Origin of the sequence: Marseilla massiliensis (assembly GCF_016899855.1) — a bacterium.
Classification (GTDB): domain Bacteria; phylum Bacteroidota; class Bacteroidia; order Bacteroidales; family Bacteroidaceae; genus Prevotella.
The window spans coordinates 18,246-34,585 of sequence record NZ_JACJJG010000025.1; the positions used below are offsets into that span (position 1 = coordinate 18,246).

The window sequence follows — 16,340 nt, forward strand, 5'->3', positions numbered from 1 at the left end:
TGCGCGCTAAAAGGCCGTCTTTTAAAAGGTAAAAGACGGCTTTTTATAACGCATTGAGTATCAAGATGTTATACAGCGGTATACAAATAGCGTCAAATGGATGCGCAAGACGTATGCAAATAAATATCCGCGACGGCGCCTATCAGCTAAAACGGGAAGTGCATTCCGACCACTTTCAGGTTGTTCTCCTTCACGTATTCCATATACTTCTTGCGCATCTCCACGGCCCGCCGGCGGTCCATGTCATAGTCGGGGCATATCGTTGGGTCTTGCGTTTGCAAGGCAACGCCGTGCATCAGGTCGCCCGCTATAAACAGGCTGCCCATCCTGTAGACGGTATGTCCGGGCGTATGTCCGGGCGCGGGCATGGCCTTTATGCCGAAAGGCAGACTGTCGGTATATGCAAAGCGGTGTACCTTATCGCCGTATTTGCCTATTGTCACGATGGCATCCCTGGCGTTCTGCGAGCTCATCGCGAGCCAACTGTCATACTCTTGTTTGGGAACATACAGCTCGGCACGTGTAAACACTGGCTTGCCTGCGCGTGTAAGCCCTCCTATGTGGTCGCCGTGAAAGTGAGTGATGACTACGTAGTCGATATCGCCGGGCGTCAAACCGAGCTCTTCAAGACGTTTCAGCATCATTCCGCCGCGGGCCTCGCCGTTGCCCGTATCAAACATTATCCTCTTGCCTTCGGCCTCGACGATGAAGCAGCATACCGACGACGGCACCGAACCTTCTGGCGAGAGGCGCTCTACCTTTGCCGAATCTTCCGTGCCGTAAAACAGCTTGTTGGGCATACGCTTGTCGCCGTCGTTGTCCTTGATTGTTATCACTTTCATGTTGTCTACGGTCTCCGTCTTCACACCTTCGGGCTGCGCTGCGGCGTCGACCTTCGTCTGCCGGCCGGCGTTACCGCATGAAAACGTCAATAGTGCGGCGGCCGTTGCCGCAATGATTTTGGTAGGTTTCATGATGTTCTTGCTTTAAATGTTCGTATATCAATGACAAAAATAGCAATAAAAACGCGAATAACGGCCTGTCTTCAGGCTGAATATGGATATTTACGCCATTATATCGAGGCGATAAAAACGGGCAAGGCCTTTGTCAGACCATGCCCGTAGGTATTATTTTAGGACGTAAGTCAACGTTTATCTTTACGCTAACCGTTGAGCAAAGACTTCTCCGCCATGAGGTCGTCGTCGGTCATCTTGGGCGACGGGATATCCCTCATGCGCACCACGTCCTCCCTGCCGCAAGTGTATTTATAGTATACTTTCTCCCTTTCATCAAGTTCGTCTTCATGCTTCAGGCAACTTTTCATCGCCATAAACTCATCGGTAGAAACACTGTCGGATACCTTGACGAAAAGAATGCGGCGCGCAATCGGATTGTAGTTGTAGTCAAAACAAGTATAAAGACCGCGCAGGTAAGGAGGCCGGTCGAACATCGGTATCTTCAGACAGATATCGAACAAGGCCAGCTGTGGCTGCCTGTTCTCGTTGAAGATGATGTACATGTGGTTAAGCCCGTTCATCAAGGCAAAGCCGTGATGCGTCGAACCGTACGCGTTGTTGTGTATTACCTCAACGTAATTACCGTTTTCGGCCGGGGCAATAAGATACGGTTCGACCTTCATTGCGTTAGAGCTTGACGAAACGCTGTAGCTCATGTACGTCCCGCTGAAGTTGGTTATAAGGTTGATTGAGCCCTTCATGGCACGCTCGATCATGTCAAGATGGACGTTGTCCGTAACGTCAGCCTTCGTTTTAGGGGCTATCTCGATGGCAAACAATGCCGACTTTGTCTTGCCGATAGAACCGAGCAGCTTCTTCTTGGACACGTTGTTGACCCACAGCAGGGCATTGTCAAGCGCCTCGTCATCGGCCATGCCCTTGTCAATATTCTTGAAATACGCAGGCAGGACAGTGGTGAACAGCGCCGACAGAACGCTTGGCGGAAATCCCGTGCGCTCGGCAATCTCTTTCATCTTCACGCCCTTATGGCGCAAGAACTTTATTCTTTCGTATATTTCTTTCAGGTCATCCATAACGTTAAGCATAATTTTCGGCAAAGGTAAACATTTATTTATATAAACTTGTTACAAATCTGTTTCATTGGGATTTATTTTTCCTTACAGACCGATTATGATGTGTTTTCATTAATATTAATGAATTGTTACGCCCATATTATTCATTATGTATTCATTTTTTACTGGCAAAACAGGGTGTAATTTTGCAGCGTCAAAGTCATAGAAGTCAACAAGTTAACAGGTTGACAGGCAGACATGAAAGTTTGCTTTGACGTAAAGACAAGTTAAAACAGTAAACGATGAATACAGGAATATTAAACATGCAAAGGTTAAGGACGCTGAAGAGCAACATGCCGGACTGGATATTCGTGCTTTGGGCCGGCGGCACGGCGCTGCTCTCCTATTCGCTTGTCTATGCCTTGCGCAAGCCGTTCACGGCGGCTGAGTTTGACGGACTGGAAGTTGCCGGGATGGACTACAAGATTATCGTGAGCATTATCCAGCTCGTAGGCTACGTCTGCGCCAAGCTGCTCGGCATAAAGTTCATATCCGAGCTGAAGCCCGGCAACCGCCTGAAGTTCATCATCGGCTCGGCCGCCTTGTCCGAAGCGTCGCTTCTGGCGTTCGGTCTGCTGCCCGCACCGTACAACATCTTCGCCCTGTTCTTCAACGGCCTGTCGCTCGGATGTATGTGGGGCGTCATCTTCAGTTTTCTCGAAGGGCGCCGCACCACCGACATATTGGCCAGCATAATGGGCGTAAGCATGGCGTTGAGCTCTGGCGTAGCCAAGTCGCTTGGCCTTTACGCGCTCAACCAGTTGCACGTAAGCGAATTCTGGATGCCCGCGCTCATCGGCGCGTTCGCATTCCCACTGCTGTGCCTTATGGGCTGGATGATGACCAAGTTCCCCGCCCCGACGGCAGCCGACATTGCGTCGCGCACAAAGCGTGTGACGCTCAACGGCCACCAGCGCTGGCAGCTTTTCGTCAAGTTCATGCCGTTACTAATCATGCTGTTCGGCGCCAATCTCCTGCTGACGGTGCAGCGTGACATCAAGGAAGACTTCATTGTATGCATCATCGACGTAAGTACCGTGTCGTCATGGGCCTTCGCCTACCTCGATTCCATAGCCACATTAGTGCTCCTGGCGGCATTCGCGTTGCTATCGGCGGTAAGCAACCATCTCAGGTCTTTATGCCTGATACTAATAATGTCGGCAATAGGCATGGGCGTGATAGCCTTTCTCGGCGCCGAAGGGGCTGCCCTCGGACTGCCTACAACGGCGTGGCTCTTCCTGCAGACACTGTGTATCGACATCGCGTACCTCAGTTTCCAGACAATATTCTTCGAGCGTTTCATAGCTTGCTTCAAGGTCAAGGGCAACGTAGGATTCTTCATTATAACAATTGACTTCGTAGGTTATCTCGGCACACTCGCCCTGCTTCTGTTCAAGGAATTCCAGGCCCCGCACATCGACTGGACGTCATTCTACAACAGCATGAGCGTGTATATCGGAATAATCTGTTGCATAGCGTTCGTTTGCTCGATAATATATATCATCCACAGAGACTACAAGATTACGGGCGTAAGGGTAATCAGCCTTAAGCGGAAAAGCGGAAGCGTAACACAGGAAGGCAACCTTTCGGCCACAAGACAGAAAGAACTTACAACAGCATAAACAAACCAAGAGATATGAAAAAGATTGAATGTATCATTATGGACTGGGCCGGCACGGCAGTAGACTACGGATGTTTTGCTCCCGTTGCGGCGTTTGTCGAGAGTTTTAAAGCCATCGGCGCACCTGTTACGGCTGCCGAGACACGTGCCCACATGGGACTTACCAAGATTGAGGAAGTACGCGCCCTGTTCGCCATCGACCACGTACAGGCTGACTTCCGGGCAAAATACGGACGCGACTGGAACGAGGACGACGTGCAGGCTTGCTACAAGAAGTTCCAGGGAGAGCTGTTCGCCACGCTCGAGGACTACTCTGAACCGATTACGGGTGTTGTTGATACTATCGCCAAACTGCGTGCCGACGGACTGAAAGTCGGCTCAACCACTGGATACACTCGTGAGATGATGGACGTCGTAATACCTGCCGCAGCCAAGCGCGGGTACGTTATCGACAACTGCGTTACGTCCGACAATCTGCCCGGTGGCCGTCCGAGACCTTACATGATATACCAGAACATGTGCGAGATGGGCATTGACTGCGCACGCTCGGTTGTGAAAGTGGGCGACACTATATCAGACATTAAGGAGGGTGTGAATGCCGGCGCGTGGAGCGTTGGCGTTATCCTCGGCAGCAACGAACTCGCGCTGACAGAGGAAGAGGTCAAGGCTATGCCTGCCGACGAGCTGAAGGCAAGGATGAAGGCGGTGCGCTACAAGATGTACGCGGCCGGCGCCCACTACGTAATCGACGACATAACGGAGCTGCCCTTACTGATAGAGAGCATAAATTCAATTAAGTGTTAAGAGATAATTTATAAGTAGTTAAAGTAGTTAAGAGTAGTTATAGTAGTTAAAGTCAATAGCCTTTACACTGTATAAAGACATTACCAGCAAAAGTAATGACTTTAACTACTTAGCGAACGAAGTGAGCGATAACTACTTTAACTCCTTTAACTACAACGATAAAAACAAAACATAAGAATATGAGACCATATTTATTATTGACCCCCGGACCGCTTACTACGACGGAAACAGTTAAGAGCGCCATGATGAGCGACTGGTGCACATGGGACAAGGACTATAATGAAGGAATAGTAGAAGTTATAAGACGTGAGCTAGTAGGCCTCGCCACAAGCCGCCCCGAAGAATATACAGCAGTGCTGATGCAGGGCAGCGGCACGTTCTGCGTAGAGGCTACGCTTGGCAGCGTGTTACGTCCTGACGACCATCTGCTCGTTGCCGCCAACGGCGCTTACGGCAAACGTATGGGCACAATCGCCGAATATTACAAGCTGAACTGCCACGTAATGCGTTTTGAGGAAACCGAGGCCGTTGACCCGAAGACCATCGACGAATACCTGACGGCACATCCCGAGGTTACCCATGTATCCGTTGTACACTGCGAGACGACCACCGGCGTGCTGAATCCTCTTGCCGAGATAGCCGCCGTAGTGAAGCGTCACGGCAAAGTACTGATAGTCGACGCGATGAGCAGTTTCGGCGGAGTGCCCGTCGACATGGCCGCCCTCGGCATAGACTTCATGATAAGCTCGGCCAACAAGTGTATCCAGGGCGTGCCCGGCTTCGGCTTCATCATCGCCCGCCGCTCGCTGCTCGAGCAGTGCAAGGGCGTAGCCCGCTCGCTATCGCTCGACATTTACGACCAATGGGAGACAATGGAGAAGGGACACGGCAAGTGGCGTTTCACATCACCTACACACGTAGTGCGCGCCTTCATGCAGGCCCTTACTGAACTGAAAGAGGAAGGCGGAATAGCAGCACGCTACGCACGCTACCGCGAAAACCACCGTACGCTCGTGGAAGGCATGCGCTCGCTGGGCTACAGAACGTTGCTGCCCGACGAGTGGCAGTCGCCGGTCATCACGTCATTCTACTACCCGACGGCCGACTTCGACTTCAACACGTTCTACCAGAAGCTCAAGGCCAAGGGTTTTGTAATCTACCCCGGCAAGATATCACAGGCCGACACGTTCCGCATTGGCAACATCGGCGACGTGCACCCTGACGACTTCCGTCGCCTTGTAGACACCATACGTGAAATGTAATTCTCACAAAAAACCTTTATAGATTGATTTGGCTTATTTGCGGAAGGGCGCCTTTTGGATTCCAATTGGTGGCCTTTTGCATTGTAAAAGGCCACCTCTTACAATGCAAAAGATGGCCTTTCGTAAACACGCTGACTATCAAGGGAATAAAAGCCGGGCACACACGGCGGGGGCTCCGGCGCAAACAGCCACAACAGATTTTAATCTACAAAAATGATATAAATACCCACCATAGGTGTTTTTAACAGCCATTATTTTCGGTTATGAACCATTATGAACTTGCCACTTTCCTTAATTTTACATATCTTTGCAAAGAAAAAAAGCCGTTAACCGCATGGCAACAGTAACTCCATGACGGCGGAAACAATAAAAGCACTACCATACGAAAGGACGTTCTGACTTAGCTGACAGATACGACAAAAGCGCTAAAACAGCCTTAATATCAACCGGATTATGAAGAAGAAGAAGTTATGGATACTGCTATTGACTACCGTTATATTGTGCTCATGCTCGTCAGGAAATGACGGAGCGACCGACACCCCAGACACCCCTACCCCGCCAACGGCGGAGGAACGGTTGTCCATACACATAGGAACGGCCGTAAACGACCGTGAAGACACCAGGGTAACCGACCTCGCGTTCGAAGCCGGTGACCAAATAGGACTGTACGTGGCAAACCGCAACTCTGACGGTACGCCCGCGACACTGAAGCCCACAGGCAACCATGTAGACAACATGCGCTTTACCTACGACGGTACATGGACACCCGATACGCCCATATACTGGGCAGACAACAAGACCAACGCAGACTTATATATATATTATCCTTACACGACGACGGTGACTGACGTAAAGGCAATGCCCTTCAACGTCAGCGCCGACCAGAGCTCAGAGGCCGCCTACAAGGCCGGCGACGTAATCATTGGTTCGAAAAAAAACGTCAGCCCAACGGAAAGCACAGTAATCATCGATGCACGACACGCAATGAGCCAAATGCTCATTGAGCTTGCGCCAGGCAACGGATTCACGGCTGAAAGCCTTGCCGAGGCCGACATCAACGTACGCATTAACGGAATCAAGACTAACGCTACAATAGACCTTGCCGCAGGCACGGTAGCCGCAACGGGAGAGCCAACGGCAATAACGCCGATGAAAAGCGGTGACGGATACAAGGCACTGATAGTGCCGCAAAGCGTGGCTGACGGCAATCTGCTGACCGTAACGGCAGACGGACGTGAATATAATCTCAAGAAAGGCATGACCTTCGAAAGCGGGAAACGCTATAGGTTCACAGTGACACTGGGCAAGACAAGCGATGGCGTAAACGTTACCATAGACCAATGGGAAGACGACGGCACCGATTACGGAGGCACGGCTGAATAAAAGCTTAAGTAGACGAGATACAAGAAGGCAAGCAACAAGGCAAATCTCGTTGTCAACTTGTAACTCGTCAACTTGTTGACAATAAATAAAAAATAACATGAAAATAAGCCGACACATATTATTATATATGGCCGCAAGCCTGTCATTATTGACAAGCTGCTCTGACGACCTGTTCAATGACGACGGCAACCGCCACGGCACAGACCGAATCAACCTGTCAGGCGAGATTGACCAACTGGCAGTAACTCGAGTGAACGACAGCGGATTCTGCGACGGCGACGTAATTGGCGTATACATCGTAGATTACAACGGCAACACGCCCGGCACACTGCTACCAAGCGGCAACCGTGGCGACAACGTGCGCCACACCTTCGACGAAAGCGCCAACAAATGGAACTCGGCCTACGACATCTACTGGAAAGACAAGCACACACCTATCGACGTATACGGCTATTACCCCTACGGCTCGCCCGAGAGTATAGATGCCTATCCGTTCACAGTGGAGCGTGACCAGAGCACCGTATCCGAGGGAGGAGCTATGGGAGGCTATGAAGCCAGCGACTTCCTATGGGGCAAAGTGGAAAACGTGGCACCCACAACAAACGTTATCCGCCTGCCGATGAAGCACCGCATGGCCAATGCCCGAATAACGCTTGTCGAAGGAACGGGCTTTGCCTCGGGTGAATGGGCGCAGACGGAGAAAAACATTCTCGTGGCCAACCTCGTGCGCGAGGCAACCATCAACCTTGCCGACGGAACCGTGACACCTACCGGAGGCATAGAAAAGACGGCCACGGTGCCGTCAAACAACGGCAACGAATGGCGCGCGATAGTAATCCCGCAAACCGTACAGGCCGGCACTACGCTATTCAGCATAACCGTTGGCGGCACACCATATAAGTTCACAAAGAACGAGGACTTGACCTACGTGGCAGGAAAGATGAACAACTTTACAATCCGCGTTGACAAAAAAGAGAATACCGGCCAATACACCTTAACCCTAATCAGCGAAAGCATAACGCCCTGGGAGAACGACCTTGTCAGCCATGACGCCGACGCACGGGAATATATCATCATAAATTCTACCGCCGGACACCTGAAAGACTCTATCATTGCGGCCAACAAGGACTACACGCAAGTGAAAAACCTGAAGATAACAGGACGCATAAACAGCCAGGACTTCTATTTCATGCGTGACTCTATGGACAACCTGCAAGCACTGAACCTGAAAGAAGTTTCAGTAAGTGGCGGTTTTAACGATTATGACTATTATAATTATTTCAACACCCAAGATTCTGAAGAAGAAATAGAAGGAATGATACCTTCATTAGCCTTTCAATACAAGAAGTCATTGATACGCATCGTTCTTCCTGATAAGTTGACCGGTATCGGTTATGATGCATTCAGTGAATGCGACAACTTAACCGGTTCCATAATTATACCCGAAGGCACAACCAGGATTGCGAGAGAGGCATTTTATGGTTGTTATTCATTAGACGGTTCGCTATCCTTACCAAGTACATTGGAGTATATCGGAACTTTTGCTTTTAGCAACTGCAAATTCTCGTGTGAACTTATTTTGCCTAATGAATTAAGATATATTGGAAATTATGCTTTTAACAATGGAACATTTTACGGTAATTTAGTCTTACCGCACGAATTGGAGTATATTGGCGAATATGCATTCCTAAATTGTGCTGACATCACCGGTAATCTCAGTATACCGCAAAAAATAAAAAATATATCAAACGGAACGTTTCAAGGTTCAGGATTTGACGGTACCTTAACTTTACATGACGGCATTATTGCAATTGGTTCAACTGCATTTGCAAATACCAACCTAAAGGGCAACCTTATATTACCCAAAGATCTGACAACCATTGGAATATCCGCTTTCGACGGCTGTAATTTTTCCGGAAACTTAATCTTTCCTAAAGAATTGGTTACAATCAACAACAATGCTTTTGTCGGAAATACACGTATTAGTGGTACGATTGAATTTCCTGAAAGCATGTCTACAATAGGGGCAAATGCTTTCGATGGCTGTACAGGCATTGAAGGTATCGTAATTCCAGCCGGTATCGAGAATATCCGCAGTGGGGCATTCAACAATTGCTTTGGCATTGGCTCTATCGTTTGCAAAGGAGAAATGCCGGCACGAGTCGAAAGCGGAGCGTTTAACGGCGTAGCAAAAGACAATTTCACGCTTGAGGTACCAGAATCAGCCGTAGCGCAATACCAAACGGCGCCAGGCTGGAACGAGTTTAAACGCATTGCCGCACACCACGAACTTGTATGCCGCCCGTCAACAGCCTGCGCTATAAATACAGAGCACAAACAGACTTTAATTGTCGATGCCGAGGGTGAATGGGAAGTGGCAAGCAAACCCGACTGGTGCGAACTGTCGCAGACCAGCGGCGGGAACAAGACAGAAGTAACGCTTACTATCAAATCAATGGCTAAAGGTTCGGGCGACCGTACTGGCGAAATAGTATTCAAGCTGAAGAACGAGGATTACACACATACCTGTACCGTAAATCAATACGATTACGAATACGGAGAAAACGAATGGCTTACGTTACAAAAAGCGACAAGAGGCAACAACGGAGGCATAAACATCGTAATACTCGGTGACGGATATGACGCAAAGGACATTTCCAGCGGAGATTACCTTACCAATATAAAACAGGAAGTGGAATACTTTTTCGGCATTGAGCCTTACACCACTTACCGCGACTACTTCAACGTATATACAGCCTTTCCCCTGTCGACCGAGACGGGCGTGGGCACAGTCAATACCATCCGTTACAATCGTTTCAACACAACTTACACAGGCGGCGTAGGCCTAACAGCTGACTATGACGAAATTTTCAACTACGCACTGAACGCTCCAACCGTTACACAAGACAACCTAAAACAGACTTTAATCATCATCGTGCCAAACAGCACGGATTACGGAGGTATTACACAAATGTGGGAAGACGGCTCGGCAATAGCCTTCTGTCCCCTCAGCACGTATGGCTACCCGCTTGACTCACGAGGAGTCATCCAACACGAAGCGGGTGGCCATGGGTTCGGCAAGCTCGGCGACGAGTACATTTACCACAATGCGTTCATAGATTTCTGTAACTGCTTATGTTGTGGGCATACAGACGAGTTTAATAATGCAAAAAACCTTGGATGGTACGAAAACTTATCACTTACGGGCAAGATGCACGAGGTTCCATGGAGCCATCTTATATTCGACAACAGATACAGTGACATCGTTGACATTTTCGAAGGCGGATTCATGCACAACCGAGGAGTATTCCGCTCGGAACAGAACTCATGCATGAACAACAACATACCATACTACAGCACGATAAGCCGTGAAAGTATCGTTAAGCGCATAAAGCGTTACGCTGGCGAGACATACTCATATGAAGAGTTCGTTGCCAACGACAGGCGCGACGCCGGAACTGTAACAAGAAGTTCAAGTGTCAACGGAGGCACTTTAAACAAATACCAAATGCCTCCTAAAATACATAAAGGCAGTCCATTGAAAGGCAGGAAGAGCAGGCGCAAATAATGTCTTTAGCAGTATTAAATACTCTCAGCAAGGATAAGCCGGCAGTGTCTTGAACACACAAACACGGCATAACCGGCTTATCCGCCACGCTACAGGCACCATAACTTATTATAGACAAAGAAAGAAAAAGATGAAAAATAATATAATAACCTGCGCTGTTTATGCGTTAACAATAATAGGATTGTCGGCCTGTTCACAGGAAGATAAGCCTGAAATACCGACAGACGCAAAGTCTACACCGATGACTTTTGCCGTAACCCATCCTGCACAAAGGACAAGGGTAACCGACACTGATTTTGAGAATGGAGACAAGATAGGACTATTTGTTGCCAAGACTGATGCACCTTTGGAAATAGGCGGCAACCTTGTAAACAACGAGGCTCTTACCTGTAACAACGGGAACTGGACGGCTGGACGCACCATCTATTGGGATGAAGGCACATACAACGCTTATGCCTATTACCCTTACATATCACCGATAACATCCATCGGCGACATGCCTTTCAGCGTAAATACCGATCAACAATCAGCAAGCGGTATCGACGGGATTGACGGATACGAGGCAAGTGACTTCCTATACGCCAAAGCCGATGGGCTAAGTGCGTCAAGCACTCCTGTTCCACTGACGTTCAGGCACATAATGAGCAAAATCACCATAAGGCTGATTAAGGGGGAAGACTTTGAAGGGGAAATGCCGACAAATGCCAAAGTGTATATTCACAGCACAGTTCCTACAGCAACAATAGACCTTGAAGCAGGAGTTGCAACACGATATTCAAGGGGAACCCGTACCACCATAGAGGCAAAACAAGATGCTGACTACATGTTCTCGGCAATAGTCGTTCCACAACGTATAGAAAACAGAATGCCGCTGATTGAAGTCATAATGAAAGGTGTTTCGTATATGTACGAAAGCACTTTCAACTTCAAGCCAGGAACAGAACATCTGGTGAACTTCGTCATATCAGACAATCCGGATCAAGTAAAAATCGATATTGGAGGAGAGATACAAGACTGGCAATAGCATGAAAACAACAATATATGTATTGTCCGTGTTGGCAATCATACTTGGAAGCATGGCTGCCGTCTTATGGCTACGGCCTGATATTGACGTACCGGAAAACTACCAAAACATAAGATTCGGTATATACGAAGACCGCGAACTTGTCGTACTTGTTGACAAACAAGGGAAAACAGCATACATTATAAAAGACGAGAAAGGTAACAAGCTGTTTAATATTCCAGTGCGCAATTGCATCATTGATGTAAGGTTCAGAAACGGCCGGCTACGTTTCTTGGAGAAAGAAACTGGACGTAAAGGCTATATCGACCGATACGGAGTAGTGACATTCATCAACGATGACAGGCCATCACCAAGCCGTGACACGGATAAGGGACGTATCATAATCTCCCAACAAGGCAAAGGGGCACAACCTGAAGCTGTATCAAGTACGGCCGAAAACAAAAGCATGAAAAACCAAACGCATTACGGCCTGACCGACAGCCAGCTGAAAAAAATAGTTAGCGGAAATCCTTTTTACAAGGAAGCAAACAAGATTCTGTCAGGGAAATTAGCCGTGAATGATGCTGAAAGACGCCGAATAATACTTAATTACTGCGAGCATTTCCGCATGGCATACACAACGAAGGACATTGACTTCCTGAAACAATTATTCAGCGAGAACGCTTTAATAATTGTGGGAAACGTTGTCAAGACGACGCCTGATGTAGAAAACAAGTACATGTCAAAACAACAAGTTACATACAACATCAGAACGAAGAAAGAATACATAGAGCGCCTGTCAAAGGCTTTTGCTGCAAACAAAAAGATAGACGTGAGATTTTCGGGCTTCAGCATAATGCGCCACCCGACAATGGACGGGATATACGGAGTAAGCCTCAGGCAGAAATACAAAAGTGACAAATATGCTGATGACGGATGGATTTTCCTTCTTTGGGATTTTCGTGACGAATCAATGCCACGCATCCACGTAAGGACATGGCAACCGGCACAAAGCATAACAGACGGGAACGAAGTTATTAACATTGGTGACTTTAACTTGGAATAATGGCACTAAAAAGCTCCGACATATATTATAAACGCATACTGCTGCCGCTTTTACTACTGTTCATGACAATAGGTAAAGCTCCTATTGCCGCAAGTAATAATCCAGGTAGCAACGGCATTTGTATGCCAAGCGCACTAAACGGGAATGAGGAAAACAACGTTATTCCTCCTAACGACTCGGTAACCGTCAGGTTTAAAGTAGCTGGTTTCAAGGTTTTACCTAACGATGTAAGCGCTTTTATAACTCCTGTGAAAGATTTAAACGACGAGGCTTGCGCTTTGGTAAAAGTCGTTGCTTCACATGATTTTGCTTTTTCGTCACCATTGGGAATAGTCAAACGTAAAGACAAAGTTGGCGAGATTTGGCTTTACATGCCACGGGGCACGAGACAAATAACAATCAAGCACCCCCAATGGGGCGTACTGAGAAACTACAGATTACCGTACCCTCTTGAAAGCCACGTAACATACGAGATGGCAATAAGCGAGCCTGAACCGTCAACCGTACTTGAACGTGACACAATAATATTGACCAAAACAATCATCGATACCGTTGCCGTAAAGAAAACAAAACCTCGATTACCATTAGCAATACATACACTCTTCACTGCCTCTCTATACGAAAACGGTCCGTCATGGGGCCTTATGGTTGCCATTATGCGACGTCATGGTATATTCGTGCACGCAACAACCGACTTCAAATCAACTGGTGACACCCGTATGACATGCGATGAAGCCGGATATATCACCGATAGAGGCACAATACCTTACTACACAGGGGAGACCCGCCACTCCAATTGGGCGGTAACAGCAGGCGCCATACACAAGATATGGCGCACGCTTTGTCTTTTTGAAGGGGTCGGTTACGGCAAAAGCAACACTACGTGGCAACTTGCCGACAGCGAAGGCGGTGGTTATGCTTTCAACAAAGACCTTAGCCACAAAGGGGTGGCAGGAGAAATAGGTCTGATGGTATCATTCGCGAAAATAAGCATTTCCGCGTCAGCGATGACTATCGCCGGCAAAATGTGGCAAGGCTGCATCGGCGTCGGAATAAAAATAAGATAAGCCCCAGAAACATGAAAGGGGTATATATTACCTGACGAATTTTTCACCCACATGAAATATAATCCAATACTAATAATCACGGCCATCATGTTAACCGCATGCAGCGACGAGATTGTTCCTGGCAATATCGAGCCACTACTTTCGGTCGCCGAGGCAACTGATATAACACGAACGGAAGCGACATTGGCCGGAACAGTGGTTCTTAAAGGAAACACCCCAATGCCTGAATTGCATTTCATATATGGTGAAACGGAAGACATGAATAATGAAACGGCAGCAACAGCCGACTCTGACAACAACGTATCAATACGCATTTCAGGCTTGACACCGGGCACTCTTTATAATTACTGCCTTACAGGGACAAACGGTAGGGTTACGATATACAGCAATACCATGACATTCACGACGCAACACAGCAACAGGCCTGTATTGAGCGCACTGACAATATTGAGCCACGGACCAACCAGCGCAATAGTAAGCTACGAAATAACGGACGACGGTGGAGAAGATATTACCGAAACCGGATGTTACGTAACGAATACATCAACAGGCGAGACAACAAAGATGGAAACAACGTCCAACGACACTAACAGCACTTACAGAATGCGCCTTGGCGGATTGGAGCAAAACACCGAATACGAATTCACTGCCTTCGCCTCAAACAAGGAAGGCGAGACAAAAGGTGAACCGCTGCAGTTCAAGACAAGTAATGCCATAATTTTACAAGAAGCAGGTGAACTGGACGAACTGGTAGGTGACGACATTTACGAATACTCTACGCTGTCGATAGACGGGCAAATCAACGGTGACGACATACGCTGCCTGAGAGAGATGATGGGAAGAGACATCAACGGAGACACAACACCAGGACAACTTACAGACGTCAACCTGGCCGATGCAAGCATTGTAGAAGGTGGTGGCAGCTACGGTTCGTCACGCTATACAGAAAACAACGTCATAAGTTACGGGATGTTTGCCGACTGTACGGACCTTACAAACATAGTCCTTCCCGACAATACGACGGCGATAGAGAATGAGGCTTTCAGCAACTGTACATCCTTAAAGCAGCTTACGATTCCCGCGTCCGTATCAAGCGTGACGCCGTCGTCAGGCTGTATGTCGCTCATGGAGATAAACGTTTCCGCGGCAAACATAAATTACACGAGCGTGGAAGGAGTGCTGTTCTCTGCCGACGGACAGCAGCTCACATGGTTCCCCATCGGCAAAGACGGCGACTATACACTACCTTCAACGGTTACAGAAATTGGCGATTACGCTTTCAGGGACTGCAACATAACACATTTCACGCTACCCGACAACCTCACGGAAATAGGACAAGCCGTATTCTACGGCAGCAAGGTGGAGGAAGTGGACATGCCCGACAAACTCCGGCTGATTCCTACCGGCACGTTCCAGAACTGTTCGCAACTTAAAACTATAAGGCTGGGCAGCGCAACAGAACTCATCTCCGACTACGCATTTGACGGCTGTCCGCTGCTCGATATGTACATAGACGCGAAATACCCACCGGTGTGTAATCCGGAGGCTTTCACCAATTCTGCCTCCGACATGTTCTCGACATGCGTACTGCACGTACCCGCAGGCCGCAAGACGGCATACAGATACGACGCCGACTGGGGACAATTCAAAAACATAACAGAACAATAGGCGTAGAAGTAAAACCACACAACAACATATACACATGAACTCCGCAGAAATAGAAGAACTGAAAACTCTTGTAGAACAACAATACGGCAAGGTGCTGGGCACAACCACAGACTTCGAGGAATTCTCGTTGTACGCCGGCAGAAAGACTGGCACACGCGTATCGCCGTCTACGCTAAAACGTATCTGGGGCTACGTCAGCGACAAGCATAAGCCGCGCACGTTCACGCTTGACGTGCTTGCCCAGTGCATAGGGCACGACAACTTCGCGGCTTTCGTAGCGTGGCTGAAGACCAGTACAAGGTATAACTCGTCATTCTTCAGCGCCAACCAACTGATAAGCAACGAGCTGCACGCCGGCTCATCGGTGGAGATAGGCTGGAGCCCAAACCGCCTGGTACACCTCGACTACTTGGGCAACAGCCTGTACAAGGTGACCGAATCAGCCAACAGCAAAATGCAGCCTGGCGACGTATTCATGACGGGCTGCTTCATCAAGGGACAGCCTCTGTACTTACCCTACATCGAGCGGAACGGCCAACGCACGCCCCCATTCGTGGCGGGACGCAACGGAGGACTGACGATAATCAACCGGATAAAATGAAGGGTGAAAAGTTAAAAGTGAAGAATCCATATGTAAACAAGGCCTTTGTCTTAATTCCTTAACCGCTATAATACCTTTACTCTTAAGAAGTGAAGAGTGAAAACAAACAACAATGACAGCTTGTTCAAGTAATGGATTCTCCACTTTTCACTCTTCATTCTTCACTTTTAAATCAATCTATATGGACTCATCCGAATACACAGAGGAT

Annotated in this window: 12 protein-coding genes; 10 read left to right on the forward strand and 2 right to left on the reverse strand. The window is 48.3% G+C overall.

Translation table 11 applies throughout. The features are described 5' to 3' along the window. Positions 1-146: 146 nt before the first annotated feature. Entirely contained in the window at positions 147-974 is an 828-nt protein-coding gene (locus tag H6A34_RS06540) for an MBL fold metallo-hydrolase (RefSeq protein ID WP_205104284.1), read from the reverse strand. A 188-nt stretch (positions 975-1,162) separates the two neighbouring features. Next, the gene (locus H6A34_RS06545) at positions 1,163-2,050 is read right to left on the reverse strand and encodes a hypothetical protein (RefSeq protein WP_205104286.1); all 888 of its coding nucleotides are present in this window, start codon (positions 2,048-2,050) and stop codon (positions 1,163-1,165) included. Positions 2,051-2,331: 281 nt separating this feature from the next. Between H6A34_RS06545 and H6A34_RS06550 the strand changes: the two genes are divergently transcribed. From H6A34_RS06550 to H6A34_RS06595, 10 genes are all read left to right on the forward strand, one after another. Then, positions 2,332-3,711, forward strand: coding sequence for a DUF5690 family protein (locus H6A34_RS06550; protein WP_239480786.1), 1,380 nt, complete (start codon positions 2,332-2,334; stop codon positions 3,709-3,711). 14 nt (positions 3,712-3,725) lie between these two features. Beyond that, positions 3,726-4,514: a phosphonoacetaldehyde hydrolase gene (gene phnX, locus H6A34_RS06555; RefSeq protein ID WP_205104288.1), complete on the forward strand. Its 789-nt coding sequence runs from the start codon at positions 3,726-3,728 to the stop codon at positions 4,512-4,514. Between the two features lie 179 nt (positions 4,515-4,693). Further along, positions 4,694-5,776, forward strand: a complete 1,083-nt coding sequence (gene phnW / locus H6A34_RS06560) for a 2-aminoethylphosphonate--pyruvate transaminase (protein WP_205104290.1) — start codon at positions 4,694-4,696, stop codon at positions 5,774-5,776. A gap of 453 nt (positions 5,777-6,229) precedes the next feature. Continuing rightward, positions 6,230-7,159 carry a fimbrillin family protein gene (locus tag H6A34_RS06565; RefSeq protein WP_205104292.1) on the forward strand — a complete coding sequence of 310 codons (930 nt, stop codon included), beginning with the start codon at positions 6,230-6,232 and terminating at the stop codon, positions 7,157-7,159. A gap of 97 nt (positions 7,160-7,256) precedes the next feature. Then, positions 7,257-10,727: a leucine-rich repeat protein gene (locus H6A34_RS06570; RefSeq protein WP_205104294.1), complete on the forward strand. Its 3,471-nt coding sequence runs from the start codon at positions 7,257-7,259 to the stop codon at positions 10,725-10,727. A gap of 130 nt (positions 10,728-10,857) precedes the next feature. Beyond that, on the forward strand, positions 10,858-11,751 hold the full coding sequence (locus tag H6A34_RS06575; protein ID WP_205104296.1) for a fimbrillin family protein: 894 nt from the start codon (positions 10,858-10,860) through the stop codon (positions 11,749-11,751). 1 nt (position 11,752) lies between these two features. Next, complete coding sequence (locus H6A34_RS06580) at positions 11,753-12,796, forward strand: hypothetical protein (RefSeq protein WP_205104298.1); 1,044 nt, start codon at positions 11,753-11,755, stop codon at positions 12,794-12,796. Further along, positions 12,796-13,863 (forward strand): hypothetical protein, encoded by a 1,068-nt coding sequence (locus tag H6A34_RS06585; protein WP_205104299.1) that lies wholly within the window; start codon positions 12,796-12,798, stop codon positions 13,861-13,863. The genes H6A34_RS06580 and H6A34_RS06585 overlap by 1 nt, the downstream gene beginning before the upstream one ends. Before the next feature lie 51 nt (positions 13,864-13,914). Next, positions 13,915-15,531: a leucine-rich repeat protein gene (locus tag H6A34_RS06590; RefSeq protein ID WP_205104300.1), complete on the forward strand. Its 1,617-nt coding sequence runs from the start codon at positions 13,915-13,917 to the stop codon at positions 15,529-15,531. Between the two features lie 34 nt (positions 15,532-15,565). Next, the gene (locus H6A34_RS06595) at positions 15,566-16,132 is read left to right on the forward strand and encodes a hypothetical protein (RefSeq protein WP_021948021.1); all 567 of its coding nucleotides are present in this window, start codon (positions 15,566-15,568) and stop codon (positions 16,130-16,132) included. The last annotated feature ends 208 nt before the right edge of the window (positions 16,133-16,340 follow it).